This window comes from Tunturiibacter gelidiferens, from assembly GCF_013410115.1.
Classification (GTDB): domain Bacteria; phylum Acidobacteriota; class Terriglobia; order Terriglobales; family Acidobacteriaceae; genus Edaphobacter; species Edaphobacter gelidiferens.
The window spans coordinates 2,528,885-2,544,979 of the sequence record NZ_JACCCV010000001.1 but is presented as its reverse complement, the minus strand read 5'-3'; the positions used below and the strand labels follow the sequence as shown (position 1 = coordinate 2,544,979).

Here is a 16,095-nt window from a genome sequence, read left to right as displayed (position 1 = left end):
GGAGCATGGATGTTATCTTTTCAACGGTTCAGCGTTTTGTCGATCTTTGCTTTGGTCACAGTGGTTTCGTTTAGCTCTCCGGCAGCACAGGCCCAGACCACACCCGATATCTCGAAGATGCCGTGGATGAATAAGGCTCTCTCGCCCGATGAGCGCGCCAGCATGGTGCTCGGACAGATGACTCTCGATGAAAAGATTCAGATGGTTCACGGAACGGGTTGGGGTGTTCTGCGCGCGGGCGACCCGGTGCCGGCGAAATCGAACTTCGCCGCGGGGTATATGGCGGGTATTGACCGGCTGGGTATTCCTGGCATCGATCTTGCGGACTCCGCGGTCGGAGCCCGCATGGCGGCGTATCAGTCCCGTTATGCGACGCTGCTGCCATCGACGCTTGGCGCCGCCTCAAGCTGGGATCCTGATTCGGCTTTTCTTTACGGCTCCGTGATCGGCCGCGAACTTCGCGCCTGGGGCACGAATATGTCGATCGGCGGCGGCGTCAACATTACGCGTGAACCGCGCAACGGCCGCAACTTCGAGTACGCCGGAGAAGACCCGATCCTCGCTGGCACGATGACTGGCAATCTCGAAAAGGGAGTCTTCTCACAGCATGTGATGAGCGACATCAAACACTACGCGCTGAACGACCAGGAAACGGGGCGGACTGTTGTCAATGCGCTGCTCGACAAGAAGGCTTTACGCGAGTCGGACATGCTTGCCTTCGAAGTATCGATCGCGATCGCGGAGCCGTCGGCGGTGATGTGCTCCTACAACCTTTATGAGGGTGACCACACCTGCGAGAACGATTACCTGTTAAACGAAGTTTTGAAGAAGGACTTCAAGTTCAAGGGCTGGGTGGTGTCGGATTGGGGTGCGACCCACAGCACCGTCAAAGCAGCGCTGAACGGGATGGACCAGGAGATGCCAGGCGACGAAAACTACTTCAATGCGCCGTTGAAGAAGGCTGTTGAAGGGGGGCAGGTCCCCATGGCTCGACTGGATGACATGGTTCATCGCATTCTCCGCAGCATGTTTGCAGCGGGCGTGGTGGATGATCCGCCGGTCCGTACTGTCGTCGATCCGTTCCGTGGAAGAGATGACGCGCAGCACATTGCTGAAGAGAGCATCGTTCTGCTGAAGAACGCGGATCATATTCTTCCGCTGAAGGCGACGGCTGCGAGCTCGATTGCGATCATCGGTTCGCATGCAGATGTGGGTGTTCTCTCGGGCGGCGGATCGGCCCAGGTAGATGCGCCGGGCGGTAATGCTGCGGATCCGAAGGCAGGCGGCTCCGGCTGGACCGAGCATGTCTACTTCCCTTCTTCGCCGCTCAAGAACATTCAGGCGCACTCGCCTCAGGGGTCAGTTCGATACGCCGATGGGTTGGATACTGCCGCGGCGGTGAAGCTCGCGAAGTCTTCTTCTGTGGCCATTGTCTTTGTGAACCAGCCGATGCAGGAGGGGATGGATGCGGTGACCCTGTCGCTGCCTGACAATCAGGACGCTCTAGTCGAGGCGGTCGCAGCAGCGAATCCGAACACCATCGTTGTGCTTGAGAACGGCGGACCGGTGAGTATGCCGTGGGTTCAACGTGTGAAGGGCGTGGTTGAGATGTGGTATCCGGGCATTGGCGGTGCGCAGGCTCTGGCAAACATCCTCTTCGGCGAGGTGAATCCTTCCGGCAAGCTGCCGGTCACGTTCGCAAAAGATGAGGCACAGTTGCCGCATCCGGTGGTACCGGGTCTTGAGGGCGTGCCACCTGGCCCAAATCAAGAGCATAAAGTTCAACCGTTCGACGTGAACTACAACTCAGAGGGCGCTAAGGTCGGCTACAAGTGGTTTGAGGCGACCAACAAGCAGCCACTCTTCCCATTCGGCTTCGGCTTGTCTTACACAACCTATGCTTACTCTGGCCTGACTGTGGATGATGCCAAGCGCACGGTTCACTTCACGGTTCGCAACACGGGAACGCATGAGGGCACTGAGATCGCCGAGGTCTACGTTGCGCTGCCTGCCGCTGCTAAGGAGGACTATAAGCGGCTTGCAGCATGGCATCGGGTGAAGCTGGCTCCTGGCGAGTCGAAGGAGGTCACGCTCGCGCTGCATCCGCTCTCGCTTACGGTCTTCAATACGGATCAGAACGGATGGCAACTGCTTCCGGGAGAGTACAAGGTGACGGCGGGGCCGTCCTCCAGTGATACTCCGCTGAAGGCGATGATGCACGTCCAGTAGGCGTGGGCGCGCCTGAGCCTGTTGATGCTGGCTCAGGCGCTTCCCTTTGGACGTCATTATGATAAGTACTTATGCCTGCGCGACTGATCATCAATGCGGACGACTTCGGTGTCACTCGTGGAGTTAACCGCGCGATTGCAGAGCTTCACCGGGCTGGGTCGCTGACCTCTGCAACGCTGATGGCGACCGGCGCCGCATTCGACGACGCTGTCGCGATAGCCAGTGCTAACCCAACCCTTGGCGTTGGTTGTCATGTCACACTCACAGACGGGATCCCGGTCTCGCCGCCGCAGAGTATCTCTACCTTACTGGGGCCCGATGGCAAAACACTTCGTCCTTCGCTGGTTGATTTCGTACAGGCACTCCTGCGCGGCAAGATCAGCGAAGAGCAGATGGAACGGGAGGCGCTTGCACAGGTGGAGAAGCTGCGTCGTGCCGGCATCGCGATCACTCATCTCGATACGCACAAGCACACGCATCTCTTCCCTGCTGTCACCCGCCCAATTTTGCGTGTCGCTGAACGCTGCTCCATCGGTGCGATTCGCAATCCCTTCGAGCAGAACTGGAGTCTTGCACTTGGCCACGGGAACCGCCTCCGCCGTTTGCAGGTAAATTTGCTCGGGAGCTTCAAAAGCAGGTTCGGGCGCCAACCGCAGATTCGCGAGGCCCGCGTGCTGACCACGGACGGAACCATTGGAATCTCCGCGACAGGCCATCTGGACTCCCAAACCCTTCACGAACTTTTGCTTGCTCTGCCTGCGGAGGGAACCTTCGAGCTGTGCTGCCATCCCGGCTACAACGACGGGGACTTAGATCGCGTCACCACTCGACTGCGCACTCATCGTGACGTCGAGCGAAATGCCTTGCTCACCGAGCTTCCCGCGAGGTCTTTGCAACCAAATGCGCCGCAGCTCATCAACTACGGGGACCTTGCAGTCTAGCGGTGCTTGTTTGCGAAAAGCCGATGAACCGCCGGACGCGACGGAGTCCAACGAGACCTTTGCTTCGTCCAATAGCAGGAGTGATGCATGCAGGCGAAAAGTAAGGGAAGACTATGAAGATCGGCATCACCTGTTATCCCACCTACGGCGGCAGCGGCGTCGTGGCTACTGAGCTCGGCATTGAACTGGCTTCGCGTGGCCACGAGATTCACTTCATCACTTACTCGCAACCCTTTCGTCTCAGCGGCCGGGAATCGAATATTCATTTTCACGAGGTTGCGGTTTCAAACTACCCGCTGTTTGAACACCCGCCGTATGATCTTGCGCTCGCGACTCGGATGGCCGAGGTTGCTGAGTTCTATTCGCTGGATCTGCTGCATGTTCATTACGCGATTCCTCACTCGGTGAGTGCGTTGCTGGCACGACAGATGCTCGCCACGCGGGGGATTCATCTGCCATTCATCACGACGCTTCACGGCACCGACATCACGTTGGTCGGACTGGATCGCTCGTATCTTCCTATAACAAGATTCGGTATCGAACAGTCGGACGGGGTCACCAGCATATCGAGCTACCTCCGCGACCGCACACGCGAGGCCTTCGCGATCACGTCCGAGATCGAGGTGATCCGCAACTTTGTGAACTGCGATGTCTACCTTCGCGATCCAGACTTGGTGGCTGCGATGCGTCCGCGGTTCGCAGAGCCGAACGAACGGCTGCTGGTTCACCTCTCCAACTTTCGGCCAGTCAAACGCATACAGGACGTCGTGAAAGTCTTTGCCCGCGTCGCGAAGAGCATGCCGGCTCGCCTGATGTTGATTGGCGACGGCCCCGACCGCAGCGTCGCCGAGTATCTCGCACGTGAGCACAACGTGCAGGATCGGGTACATTTCATCGGGAAACAGGATAACGTCAACGAGTTGCTGCCGCTGGCTGATCTAATGCTGATGCCCAGCGAGATGGAGTCGTTCGGACTGGCTGCGCTTGAGGCCATGGCGTGCAGCGTTCCCACCATCGGGACACGCGTCGGCGGAGTTCCGGAGCTTATTCAAGACGGACATAACGGCCTCCTCTTTGATGTGGGCGACGTCGATTCGATGTCCGCCGCCGCGATCTCGCTTCTAAGCGATCAGCCGCGTCTCGACGCTATGGCGCGAGCAGGTCGTAAGACTGCTCAGGATCACTTCTGCGCCTCTCGAGTGATTCCGCTCTACGAGGACTATTACGACCGGGTCATTGCGCGCACCGCGTCTTCGACCATGTGACTGATGGCCTGCCCCGCCGCGCCACCGATCGGTCCCCAGGTTTCGGCGCCTGCGTCCAGAATCGGCATCAACAGCGTAACCTTTGTCCCTCGACCCGGACGGCTGTTGATATCGACGGTCGCCAGGTCACCGTATAAAACCTGCATGCGCTCGCGCACGTTGCGTACCCCGATGCCGTTTCCGGGACGAACCAGGCCGCTCACCAGAGAGACGTCGATGCGCTCTGGAGCCATTCCGACGCCGTCATCTTCTATCTCGACCATCAGCCTTCTTTCTTCCGTAATCCGGCTGCGGATCGTAACAGTGCCACCGCTGATTCGCGGCTCGAGGCCATGTTTGATGCTGTTTTCAATAAGCGGCTGGAGGAGCATTCCGGGCACCACGATGTCCAGTGTGTTATTGGCAATCTCCTTGACGACCTTCAGCTTGTCACCGAAACGCACTACTTCGATGTCCAGATAATCGTCGGTAAAGCGCAGCTCTTCGCTGAGCGGCAGGAAGGCCTCGCGGTCTTTCAAGAGCACGCGCAGGATGTTGGCCAGCTTGACGATCATCTCTCGCGCCAACTCCGGCTGTGAGCGGACCAGGGAGGTGATCGAGTTCAGGGTGTTGAACAGAAAGTGTGGGTTGATCTGTCGTTGTAACGCATCCAGGCGAGCCTCGAGCAGCAGCCTTCCCTGCTCCTCCAGCTTTCTTTCGACGCGAATCGCATTCCAGATCTTGAGTGGAATTCCGACGACGATTGGCGCGGTGGCGCAGATCAACAACTGCACCCACCACTCTCTGGAGTTCAGTTCGAAGAAGTACCTCGGGAAGTAATGCGATAGCGCACTGGTCCCGAGCTGCATACCGGCTACCAGGAGAAGCAACAGAATCTGACGATCGAGCTGCGGCCGTCGCAGGTTACGTGTGACCCAGCGATAGATGCTCAGGTCTATCATGGGGGAGAACGACCACACGTCTTCGGGGTCAGCAAAGCGGCCGAAGGCTCCGGCGATCGCGGCAATCGCAAGATTTACCGGGAGAGTCCAGTACTCATGGTGAAGTACGGCTGGAATTGCAAGCGTCGCTCCGCCCGCCATTGCAGCGAGTGGCCCCACTAGAATTCCCAATAAAATCGTGGTTTCGAAGGAGAGATCGGCGGCCAGGAAGTTGGGGACGGCGGTGCGGACCCATACGCCAAGAGTTAGCGGCACGCAGATGATGATGACGAGCCAGGCCGTCTGCCGTGGAGTTCGACGCGGCAACAGGAGGAGATTTTTGAAACGGGTCGATCGCGCCAGCGAGCTCGAAACCGCTGCGGCCACGCCCAGTTCTATCAACAGCGTAATCAAAATCAGCTTGGGATCGGGCTGAGTCACACCACTACTTTACGCCCCTAATGCAACTTCGCATCCAGCAGCCTGTCTGAGCAATCTAATGTCCATGAAGCAGGAAACGTATAATCAAGAGATGCCGTTCGCAAGTGTTACCAAAGTAGCCGACGCCGACTTTCCAACCCGCTGGGGGCACTTCCGTATCCTCGGCTTCGAGGGTGTGATCGAAAACCCAGCCGCCTGCAACGACAACATCCCTCCGCCGGCCATACGCGTAGAGGGAGCGGTCGCTCTGGTGATGGGCGACGTTCACGCAGCACCTCCGATTGTGCGGATCCACTCGCAGTGCCTTACGGGCGATGTCTTCCACTCCCTGCGGTGCGACTGCCGTCAGCAGTTCGAACTCGCCATGGCCCTGATCACCGACGAAGGCACGGGCATTATGCTCTACGAACAGCAGGAGGGGCGCGGAATAGGACTGATGGCGAAGTTGCGTGCCTATGAGTTGCAGGACAAGGGTCTCGACACGATCGAGGCAAATCTTGAACTTGGCTACGAGGCCGACTGCCGCCACTTTGAGCTGCCTGCGCAGATCCTCAAGCAGATGGGGATCACTGAGGTCCGGCTTATCACCAACAATCCAGAGAAGGTGGAAGCTCTGGAGCTTGCCGGCATCAAGGTGATTGAGCGCATCTCCGCCGAGGTCCCGAGCGAACCTACCAACGAGCGCTACCTCCAGACCAAGCGCGAGAAGATGGGCCACCTCGTCAGCTAGCTCAATTCTTGAATACCGCTGATTCGGGATGGTGATTCATCCAGTCGAACCAGTAGTCTTTGTGCGCGTCGATCTCCACCAAGCAGCGTCCCTTAAGCGATCCCTCTACGGCGCAACCCTGAAAGCTCCAGTAGCTGCCCGTGTTGAGATCGCTCATTCCCTCGTCGCCTGGGCCTCGCGCAAACGCCACCGGCTTATTCTCGAGCGCTCCTTCGAACACCCTGATTGATGCGCCGTCAGGCCCGACCACCACGATAACGGGCACGCCTCCAACCCTATCCTGAATCAGTTTTGCGGCGAGGACCGCCTCAATCGGATAAGCCTTGCTCTGCCCTGCCACGGTGACTCCCAGCATCAGCTGATGCGGTCCAATCCCGGAGCGTGTTGTGTCGACCACTGTTGTTGTCTTGGCGACATGCTTCTCCCAGTCTTTCGGGTCGTACTCTGCTGCATAGGATGGGTCCGACTTCAGTACCTGCCCATGCGGCTCCTCGCTCTTCCACAAAGCGAAGGTCAACTCGTTGCTCCGAACGAGCTTGAGTTGCTGCCCCTTCAGCGGACCGAAGATGGCTTCGCCGGTGCTCTGCTGCCAGATGCTGCTGGTCTGCTCATCCCGCAGGAGAGCGTTGCCGTTGTTGATGCCGGCAAGACGAAAATGCAGTAGCTTTCCATCGACGACTCGGCTCCAGACCAGCCCTGTGTGACACAACGTGCAATAGGTCACGGCGATCGGGACACCGCCTACCGTGTCGTTCACAATATGGTGATAGCCCATGGTGCGGATCGGATAGGCTCGTGCTTCCTGTCCGACTCTGACAGCGAGCACCTTGTCGTCGGAGTCGACTTTTGCCTCGTATGCGCTTTCGAATGAGGGCAAATCGTAGGGGTGAAACATCTTTTCGAAAATGTTGACATGGGTAAATGCAGCGCTCGCGAATGTAAGCAGAAGCAAGCAGACTAGTGCGATCCGAGCGCCAACCCGTGCGGACTTCCAGAGGCGAAACACCAGCAGCAATATGACCATAGCGCACAAGCCGGCAAGCCAGGGGCCGGCGTGACGAACGGCCAGAGCGATCTCCAACTCGCGCGCACCCTGAGGGCGGAATGGGCGAATGACAAACAACGGAATGGCGACGCAGGCAGCCGAAATGATGGTGCACACCGACGCAAGGGCGAAAAAATATCCGGTTTTGTTTCGTACCGCTTGTATCTCTTGCGTCTGTGGCATGTTCTTCCTCGCAGCGATTCAACGCGGTCCATTGAAAACAGTCAACCGTGCAAACGGAGGATCTTTCAATCCATCTATCGGATGACATAGCCCTTCTAACAAGAGATGAGCCATTTAACTACGCGCTCCCATCACGACCTTCGCGGTTGTCACAGCCTGTCCGATGTGCCGCTGCGTATGCTCCGCGCAATGGACAAGCAGTCCGCCTACCGTGCTGGGCAACAGCGCCCGGCCCACTCCACGCGGATCTTCATAACTTCCCTCCGAGACCATCAACACGCGCTGCCGCGCCTCCCCCAATGCAGCCCGAACCTCAACGAGCACAACCTCGGCAGATGCACCGCCCTGCATCTCGCTGGCCAGCGCATCAATTTGCATCCTGGATAAAGCCCCACCCTCCGCATAAGTCAGCAGACGATCAAGGCTTCGCGCGATGTGACGGAGATGAAACGCCACCGGAGCTATGCCAAACGGCCGCGCGTTTATCTCCTCATCGCTCAATCCTGCACACCACCGCTCGACGTCCTCCGCCGCCAGTTCCAGAGCGTGCAGCACCTGTCGCCGCACTGCGTCGATTTCGGTCAACGTCCCACGCAACCATGGTTCAACCATCAACATCCCTCCCGTCGCTCGACCGCGAAAGTCCGGAGTCGGCGCTGCGGATAACCTCCAACTCAGAGTGCCTTTGACTTACGGAACTCCCTCACCACGTCCGCCACATCCCTGTGCTCGGAGTCCACCGCATAGTTCATTCCGCGTACCTCGTCTGCGCTCACCTTGCCTGCCAGCCGGTCCATTGCGATCTGAATTCCCGGATGCCGCTGCAGAGAATCCTGGCGTATCAACGGCACGGCTTCGTACGGCGGAAAGTAGTGCTTGTCGTCCTCCAGCACCACGAATCCGAGTGCTCGTATGGGCCCGTCGGTTGAGTTGCCCGCGACCATGTCGACTTGATTGCTCGACAGTGCGCGATAGAGCAGTCCTAGATCCATCGTTCGAGGATCGCCTGCGAACTTTAGTCCATAGGTAGCCTCAAGGCCGCGCAGACCATCGGGCCGTGATTGAAACTCATAACCCACCCCAAGCCTCCAACCGCTAGGATCGGGCGTAGTCTTCACGGCGTCCGAGATCGTCTTCACGCCCAGACGCTTCGCATCGTCACCGCGCACCACCATTGCGAATGTGTCTTCGAACCCGAGTCCGGGACCTACCTTCACCCGGTACTTCGAGGCGTACAGACTGCTGACCTCACGAAATACCGTCGCCTCATCCCGCTGGCCCATCGGAGGAAGTGGCTGCTTCAGGATTGCCGTCAACGCTGTCCCTGTGTACTCCACGTATCCATCGATGCGTCCACTGACCAGCGCCTGCTGGCAGAGATAACTTCCGGCCAGATAAAATCGCCGATCCACCTGCTCGCCGGTCACCGCCTCGATCTCCTGGGAGAGCATCTCTCCCAGCACCACCTGCTCGGTGAAGTTCTTCGCACCAATCGTAATTCGTGAGGATCTCGGCGGGGCGCAGGCGATCAATCCGACGAGGAACCCGACGAGGAACAACGACAGAATCATCGAAGCCAGCCGGCGCAGAATGCAATCGGCATCCATCAGACTCTCCTCACGGCCAATCGTTTTTCCAATAAGCCCAGTCCCGCATCCGCGACTAAGGCCAAGAGCGCTGCCGGAATCGCGCCTGCCAGTACCAGCCCGTTATCGACGCTGGCGACGCCGCGAAAGATGAGCTCTCCCAAGCCACCCGCTCCGATCGCGGCTGCAATGGTAGCGACACCCACACAGGTCACGGTCGCCGTTCGAAGACCGGCGAGAATCACGCTCGCAGCCAGCGGCAGTTCCACCTTCAGCAGCCGCTGCCAGGAGGTCATCCCCATCGCGTTAGCCACGTCTACCAGTGCAGGGTCCACGCTTCCAATCCCTGCGTAGGTGTTCCGCAGAATGGGCAACAGGGCGTACCCGGTCAGCGCCAGGATCGCCAGCCGGGCCGCGTTCTCTCCCAACCACGGGACTGGAAGCAACAGCCCAAAGAGAGCGAGGCTCGGAACGGTTTGCAGGACATTCGCAAAACCGATGATGGGCTTGGCGAGCGCCTGCGTTCGCGTCAGCAGGACTCCCAGCGGCAATCCAATCGCCGCTGCTAACAACATCGCTGACAGGGTCAGCCAGAGATGCTCGAACGTCAGCCGACCTATGTCATATCCGTTCTGTCGGAGAAAGTTCATCATGCTTGCACCGTGCGATGTACGGCATTAACATAATCTTTCACATGAAGGTTTTCTGACCGCGCAACCTCTCCCGCACTGAGATCTGCCACCACTGTACCTTCCGAGAGAAACACTACTCGGCTGGCCAGGTAGAGAGCTTCATCGAGATCATGAGTCACCAGCAAGACCGTCTTCCCTACCTTCTTCAGCAGATCTCGCAGCATGGTCTGCATCTCGGCGCGGGTCAACGGATCGAGCGCGCCAAATGGCTCATCCATCAAAAGCACGGTGGGGTCGGTTGCAAGCGCGCGTGCGAGCCCCACACGCTGACGTTGGCCGCCTGAGAGTTGCCATGGGTAGCGTCCGCGAAACTCTTCATACTCGAGTCCCACGAGTGACATAACCTCGCGAACGCGTTCTGCGATCTGCTGCTTGGAACGTCCTGCGAGTTCGAGCGCCATGCCGGCATTACGCTCCACGGTCATGTGGGGAAACAGTCCCGTCTCCTGGATGACGTACCCGATACTGCGCCGCAGCGCTACGATGTCGCCACTTTGCATGAGATTACCTGCGACCAGCACCTCACCTTCGCTAGGCGTCACGAGCCTGTTCACCATGCGTAGCAGTGTGGTTTTGCCAGATCCACTGCGTCCCAGCAGGGCTGTTGTCGTTCCCGCCTCGAGCTGCAAAGAGACGTCATGGAATAAAACACGCCCACCTGCCAGCGTATAGCTCACCTTCGCGAACTCAACGCCAACCGTGGGCATGTCTTTTACTCTAACCTGCTGTGGCGAGCTGCGACGCTACTCTGCGGTCTCCGGGACGGTATCAGCCGTTGGCTCTCCTGCCGTGCCGGGCTGACCCTTTACGCGCACTACCGTGATCTTTTCGAAACCTTCCTTGAAGGTGGGCGGTTTGAGGCGCTCGGCCATCTTCTGCATCACTTCGTCGGTCACCTGGCGATCGCGCTTCGAGTTCCGTTCCATGCATACAGCCAATGGCACGTCGAAGAACACCGCTTGAACCTCGTAGCCGAAGCTCTTAGCCATCTTGATCCACTGCCTGCGCTCGTGAGGTGACAGGTTCGTCGCGTCGACGTAGTTCCACGGCATCTTGGCGATCAGGCGAGCCCGCAGCAGGCTTCGCAACGTCGAAAATACGAGTCCCTGATAGCGCTGTTCGGTGATGTCGTCGAATAGGAGAGTGCGCAGCAGGTCGCTCGATAGAGGCGTTACGCCCCGACGCTTATACCAGGTCGTCTTACCCGAGCCGGGCAGACCGATCGCAAGCACGACGTAACCTTTCGGGGATTTCGTCGCCGTCAACTCTGCAGGTGGCGTTCCGAGCGACTCTGGCTGGGTCTCCATCACCATCTTGGGCTCAGCAGGCTCTGAATGCTCCGCTGCTGTCACGGTCGCGGTCACCATGGGTTCGGTTGCGGCGGTTGGTTCAACGGGTTGTTCAGCCTTGACTGGCGCGGACTCTGCGGCGCGTACCGGCGCAGCCTCCGGGTAGGTTGGTCTTAGGGGAGCTGGCTGGTTCGAGGGCAACTCCTGCCCACTTTTCCCCGTGGACTCCGAATCATTCGGTCCACGTCTAGGGCGTCGTCTCATCTTTTCGCTTATCCATTCGCGCAATTCGCGCATAGGACGCTTGTAACACAGCGCCGAAGCCTCCCGCAAATCCCTCGCACCTCTTGCGATACTCCGCCGACCACCCCGATGATCCGAACTTGACACTCTCATCTCTCTTTTTCTCAGCGGCTTACATCGTCATTTCACATATCTGCAGTAGTGTCGCAAGTAAAAGAGGTGGACCATGGCTGTTGAAGTGTCCGATCTGAACCAGATGCAGGCCGCATACAAAGAAGCTGTCGATCAATGGGTCACCGCCATCCGCGAAGAAGAGGCGCTCGCATCGGTCAATCACTCCGAGGCAGAGATTGATGCCTGGGAGGCCGCCGACTCGCGTGAGGAAGATGCTCGAGAGAAGGCAAAAGAGGCCAAGAAAAACTACGAAGACGCCCTTCGCGAAAAGTTTTTCAACTTCTAAATAAATGGTTGATGAGCGATTCGTCTCGCCGTCTGTCACTGCTGCGTGGTCGCGAGAAGCCGCGCCGAAGTTTGCGCCGCATCGGCTCGAGTGGTAGCATCCCGCTCTGATGGCGTGCAGAGCCGTTCGCCGCGCTCTACAATGGTCATACGGATAGATAACGCAGCAAACACGACAGGAGTAACCGACAATCATGGCAGCTGTAAAGGTAGGCATCAACGGCTTCGGCCGCATTGGACGCAACGTATTCCGCTCCGCTTTAGGAAACCCTGACATTGAATTCGTAGCCGTAAACGACCTAACTACCCCCGCCACGCTGGCACACCTCCTCAAATACGACTCCATCCTCGGCAACCTGAAGAACGAGATCACCCACGGATCCGATTTCATCGCGGTCGATGGGAAGAAGATCAAAGTCTTCGCTGAGCGCGATCCGGCCAAGCTGGACTGGGCCTCGGTCGGAGCGCAGATTGTGGTTGAGTCCACCGGCTTCTTTACCGACGCCGAGAAGGCCAAGGCGCACCTTGGCAGCACAGTAAAGAAGGTCATCATCTCTGCCCCTGCGACCAACGAGGACATCACCCTTGTGCTCGGCGTGAACGACGGCAAGTACGAGGCTGCAAAGCACAACGTCATCTCGAATGCGAGCTGTACGACCAACTGCCTCGCGCCGGTGGTCAAGGTGTTGCACGATACCTTCGGCATCGCCTCCGGCATCATGACCACGATCCACAGCTACACCAACGATCAGGTCATTCTCGATACCCCACACAAGGACCTGCGTCGCGCCCGCGCTGCCGCCCTCTCGATGATTCCATCGAGCACTGGAGCCGCCAAAGCCCTGAGGCTCGTCGTTCCTGCAATGGACGGGAAGCTCGACGGCTTCTCGATGCGCGTTCCGACCCCGAATGTCTCTGTGGTTGACCTCACGTTCGTCTCCGAGAAGCCCATCACTGATAAGTCGATCAACGAAGCTCTCAAGAAGGCCGCTGATGGTGAGTTGAAGGGAATTCTGGGCTTCACCGACGAGGAACTTGTTTCCTCCGACTTCAAGGGCAACCCCCTCAGCAGCATCGTCGACAGCAAGCTGACCAAGGTCGTCGGCCAGAACACCGGCAAGGTGATCAGCTGGTATGACAACGAGTGGGGTTACTCCAACCGCGTGAAAGATCTCATTACCTTCCTTGTAAAAAAAGGCCTCTAGACATGAGGACGCCCGGGTAGTGGCAGTTCCCGCTGCTGCCTGGGCACATTCTGCATCATCTCTAACCCATCTCGAATCGAATCTCTTGGCAGCGAGTCCACCTGCCCGGATCGAGCGTGCACTATGGGTCGCTTTCAAGAACTAGCCTTCACCCCACTCGTCAAACAACATCAGCAGGAGCACGGCAGCAGACGCCAGTATGAGCGCATGACGGAGCATTCGCCGTCGGGCAATACTCTTGCCCGAGATGAGCAGGCTTTCATCGCGCTGCGGGACAGCTTCTACATGGCTTCGGTCAGCGAGACGGGCTGGCCTTACGTGCAACACCGCGGTGGTCCGAAGGGTTTCGTCCGGGTCATCGAGCCGGGCCTCCTCGGTTTCGCGGATTTGCGCGGGAATAAGCAGTACATCAGCCTGGGAAACTTCGACCATGACGCACGTGTCGCACTTTTCTTCATGGATTATCCAAACCAGACGCGTCTCAAAGTTCTTGGCCGCGTCGAGGTCCATGAGCATGATTCCGAAACCCCGGCGCTGATCGAATCCTTCCGACCTACGGACAAGTCTTCGGTCATCGAGAGAGTCATCCTCGTCCACGTTGAAGCGTTTGACTGGAACTGTCCGCAACACATCACTCCTCGCTACACGGCGGAGGAGATTCAGCAGGTCATCGCACCGCTTTCTCAAAGACTCGCTAAGCTCGATGCAGAGAACGCAAAGCTACGTGAGGAGCTCCACGCCCGATCGAAGATCGAACGAACCTGAAGCGCCTCTGTTAGCGGCTCCCGTCACGATCCGCCTCCCTATATACTTGGCGCCATGTCCACTGCAGAGTTGCTTCACGAGGGTCTAGTTCCAACGCCCGGAAAGCGAATTCGGCGGGGCGGCCTTCACGCTCTGACCGGGATTCGCTTCTTCGCGGCAATCTGGGTCCTGGCTTTTCACTTTGGGGCGGCCTTCACCGAACGGGCCCACATGCCGCATCCCATCACGGTCTTCCTGCAGCACGGCGAGCTCGGCGTCGCGCTCTTCTTCATGCTCTCGGGCTTTATTCTTTTCTACACATACCAGGGCAATCTGCAGACTCCTCGCGACATCTACAAGTTCTTCGTTGCGCGTGTCGCCCGGCTTTACCCGGTTTATCTGTTGGCCATCGCCATCAGTATCCCCCTTCATGGGCGTCTTCCTGACCGCGGGGAACTCCTGATCTTCCCCATGCTGCAATCGTGGGTGCCTCCGGTTTCGGGTACTGGCTACGCGTGGATCATTCAAGCCTGGACGCTCTCCGTGGAGGCGTTCTTCTACATCTGCTTCCCGCTACTTCTGTTCCCCCTGCGCCGCGCCCGGAACACGGCTACACTCTGGCTTTGCGCGGCAGCGCTTTTTCTCCTCAATGTGGCCCTCCGCACCCCCCTTTTCCATCCGTTGATGACGGCGACATGGCTTACCCGCTCAATCATCCTCCCCGTCCTCTGTCTGCCAGAGTTTGCGCTTGGCATGGTTCTTGGGGCGCTCTTCCTGGAGAAGCGCAACCGCGAACCTGATGTCCCAACCAACGACTGGATCACGGCCGCCGGTATCCTTCCGTGCTGCGTCCTGATTGCCAGCGGGGTCGGAGATTTGCTGACTTCGCTGGCTGCTGTCCTTTGCTTCGGCTGGTCAATCTATCGTCTCGCCAATGGCCGTGGATGGCTCACCAATCTTCTCTCCAGCCGGCCAATGCTTCTGCTGGGCGGCGCCAGCTTCTCGATCTATCTTCTGCAAGCACTCGTCCGCGAAGGCGTTCACCGCCTGCTAAGCCGCTCCCACCCAGGTCTCGACGCGGTTCTCTCTCCGTTAGTCCTCATTATTCTTTGTTGCTTGATTTTTCTATATTACGAAGAGCCGATGCGCGACGTCGTTCGTAATCTGCTTCTCCGCAAAAAGACCGAGGCCAAAGTGGCCGTTTAGCCTCGAAAGGACATCGCAGGCACAATATGATCAGAAAAAATATCCCCGGCACGTCACCCTTCGAGCCAGTCATCGGCTTCTCCCGCGCCGTCCGCATCGGCAACCATGTCCACGTCTCCGGCACCGGCCCCGTAGGCGCAGACGCGGCGGACGTCGCGGAACAGACTGACCAATGCCTGACCCTAATCGCCGCCGCGCTCAGAAACGCCGGTAGCTCGATTGATCATGTGTACCGCACCCGTATGTATCTCACCCGCGCGGAAGACTGGGAGGCCGCTGGCCGTGTTCACGGCCAATTCTTTGGCCTGATTCTTCCCGCCGCCACCATGGTGGTCGTGGCCGCGCTGCTCAACCCAGCCTGGCGCATCGAGATCGAAGTCGACGCCTTCATCCCCGAATAATCTTCTCGGGATGCTTTAGAATTTCCCATGCCAAACGACTTGAGCCGCTCCGTCCCGAAGGCAATCCTGATCGGCGCGATGGTGGCCGCTCTCCTCGACATGGTCGATCCGATCATCTTCTATGGCCTGCGCGGAATACCTCCCAGGCAGATACCGCAGGCGATCGCGAGCGGCATCCTTGGCCGCGCCTCATACTCCGACGGCATCCCCAGCGTTCTACTCGGCCTGGCGGCGCATCTCTTCATCGCACTAGTATGGGCGACGCTCTTCGTCCTCGTGGCACGTGTTCTGCCTTTCCTTACTCGCCACGCCATCCTGGCCGGGCTGCTCTACGGAGCTTTTATCTACGGTGTTATGTACTATCTGGTGCTTCCACACACGAACCTCTACCCTAAGAACGAGCCCACTCTCGCGGTCCTTATCAATAGCATCGGCGCCATGGTCCTCTTGGTTGGGCTGCCGATATCTTTGGCCAACCAACGCTTCGCGCCATCATCTCGGGTATCCTCTAACTGA

The 16,095-nt window shown here is 58.5% G+C and carries 17 protein-coding genes; 10 read left to right on the top strand and 7 right to left on the bottom strand.

Annotation, left to right across the window (positions count from 1 at the left end; all coding sequences use genetic code 11):
• The first annotated feature begins 9 nt into the window (after positions 1-9).
• The 3 genes from HDF12_RS10790 to bshA all read left to right on the top strand — a co-directional run bounded on the left by HDF12_RS10790 (position 10) and on the right by bshA (position 4,435).
• Positions 10-2,229: a beta-glucosidase family protein gene (locus tag HDF12_RS10790; RefSeq protein WP_179582792.1), complete on the top strand. Its 2,220-nt coding sequence runs from the start codon at positions 10-12 to the stop codon at positions 2,227-2,229.
• A 71-nt stretch (positions 2,230-2,300) separates the two neighbouring features.
• Positions 2,301-3,170: a ChbG/HpnK family deacetylase gene (locus tag HDF12_RS10785; RefSeq protein WP_179582790.1), complete on the top strand. Its 870-nt coding sequence runs from the start codon at positions 2,301-2,303 to the stop codon at positions 3,168-3,170.
• Between the two features lie 113 nt (positions 3,171-3,283).
• Positions 3,284-4,435, top strand: a complete 1,152-nt coding sequence (gene bshA / locus HDF12_RS10780) for an N-acetyl-alpha-D-glucosaminyl L-malate synthase BshA (protein WP_179582789.1) — start codon at positions 3,284-3,286, stop codon at positions 4,433-4,435.
• On the opposite strand, the gene HDF12_RS10775 is transcribed toward bshA, so the two are convergent.
• The gene (locus HDF12_RS10775; protein ID WP_179582788.1) at positions 4,393-5,796 is read right to left on the bottom strand and encodes a sensor histidine kinase; all 1,404 of its coding nucleotides are present in this window, start codon (positions 5,794-5,796) and stop codon (positions 4,393-4,395) included. The genes bshA and HDF12_RS10775 overlap by 43 nt on opposite strands.
• A 91-nt stretch (positions 5,797-5,887) precedes the next feature.
• Here HDF12_RS10775 and ribA point away from each other — a divergent pair, with 91 nt between their 5' ends.
• A complete protein-coding gene (gene ribA, locus HDF12_RS10770) occupies positions 5,888-6,526 on the top strand; it encodes a GTP cyclohydrolase II (RefSeq protein WP_179582787.1) in 639 nt (212 codons plus the stop codon).
• A gap of 1 nt (position 6,527) precedes the next feature.
• Here the strand turns inward: ribA and HDF12_RS10765 are convergent, their stop codons facing one another.
• The 6 genes from HDF12_RS10765 to HDF12_RS10740 all read right to left on the bottom strand — a co-directional run bounded on the left by HDF12_RS10765 (position 6,528) and on the right by HDF12_RS10740 (position 11,585).
• Complete coding sequence (locus tag HDF12_RS10765) at positions 6,528-7,754, bottom strand: DUF3179 domain-containing (seleno)protein (RefSeq protein WP_179582786.1); 1,227 nt, start codon at positions 7,752-7,754, stop codon at positions 6,528-6,530.
• Positions 7,755-7,868: 114 nt separating this feature from the next.
• Positions 7,869-8,366: a DinB family protein gene (locus HDF12_RS10760; protein WP_179582785.1), complete on the bottom strand. Its 498-nt coding sequence runs from the start codon at positions 8,364-8,366 to the stop codon at positions 7,869-7,871.
• Between the two features lie 62 nt (positions 8,367-8,428).
• Positions 8,429-9,361 carry a glycine betaine ABC transporter substrate-binding protein gene (locus tag HDF12_RS10755; protein WP_257025492.1) on the bottom strand — a complete coding sequence of 311 codons (933 nt, stop codon included), beginning with the start codon at positions 9,359-9,361 and terminating at the stop codon, positions 8,429-8,431.
• The gene (locus tag HDF12_RS10750) at positions 9,361-9,993 is read right to left on the bottom strand and encodes an ABC transporter permease (protein ID WP_179582784.1); all 633 of its coding nucleotides are present in this window, start codon (positions 9,991-9,993) and stop codon (positions 9,361-9,363) included. Before HDF12_RS10750 ends, HDF12_RS10755 begins: the two co-directional genes overlap by 1 nt.
• The gene (locus HDF12_RS10745) at positions 9,990-10,739 is read right to left on the bottom strand and encodes an ATP-binding cassette domain-containing protein (RefSeq protein ID WP_179582782.1); all 750 of its coding nucleotides are present in this window, start codon (positions 10,737-10,739) and stop codon (positions 9,990-9,992) included. Before HDF12_RS10745 ends, HDF12_RS10750 begins: the two co-directional genes overlap by 4 nt.
• A gap of 36 nt (positions 10,740-10,775) precedes the next feature.
• Positions 10,776-11,585 (bottom strand): ATP-binding protein, encoded by an 810-nt coding sequence (locus HDF12_RS10740; protein WP_179582780.1) that lies wholly within the window; start codon positions 11,583-11,585, stop codon positions 10,776-10,778.
• Positions 11,586-11,790: 205 nt separating this feature from the next.
• On the opposite strand from HDF12_RS10740, the gene HDF12_RS10735 reads away from it, so the two are divergent.
• The 6 genes from HDF12_RS10735 (at position 11,791) to HDF12_RS10710 (ending at position 16,095) form a co-directional block, all read left to right on the top strand.
• Complete coding sequence (locus tag HDF12_RS10735) at positions 11,791-12,024, top strand: hypothetical protein (protein ID WP_179582778.1); 234 nt, start codon at positions 11,791-11,793, stop codon at positions 12,022-12,024.
• Between the two features lie 193 nt (positions 12,025-12,217).
• Positions 12,218-13,228 carry a type I glyceraldehyde-3-phosphate dehydrogenase gene (gene gap, locus HDF12_RS10730; RefSeq protein ID WP_179582776.1) on the top strand — a complete coding sequence of 337 codons (1,011 nt, stop codon included), beginning with the start codon at positions 12,218-12,220 and terminating at the stop codon, positions 13,226-13,228.
• A gap of 123 nt (positions 13,229-13,351) precedes the next feature.
• Entirely contained in the window at positions 13,352-13,993 is a 642-nt protein-coding gene (locus tag HDF12_RS10725; protein ID WP_179582774.1) for a pyridoxamine 5'-phosphate oxidase family protein, read from the top strand.
• Between the two features lie 54 nt (positions 13,994-14,047).
• A complete protein-coding gene (locus HDF12_RS10720) occupies positions 14,048-15,178 on the top strand; it encodes an acyltransferase family protein (protein ID WP_179582772.1) in 1,131 nt (376 codons plus the stop codon).
• Positions 15,179-15,204: 26 nt separating this feature from the next.
• Positions 15,205-15,579 (top strand): RidA family protein, encoded by a 375-nt coding sequence (locus HDF12_RS10715; protein ID WP_179582770.1) that lies wholly within the window; start codon positions 15,205-15,207, stop codon positions 15,577-15,579.
• A 27-nt stretch (positions 15,580-15,606) separates the two neighbouring features.
• Positions 15,607-16,095, top strand: coding sequence for a hypothetical protein (locus tag HDF12_RS10710; RefSeq protein WP_179582768.1), 489 nt, complete (start codon positions 15,607-15,609; stop codon positions 16,093-16,095).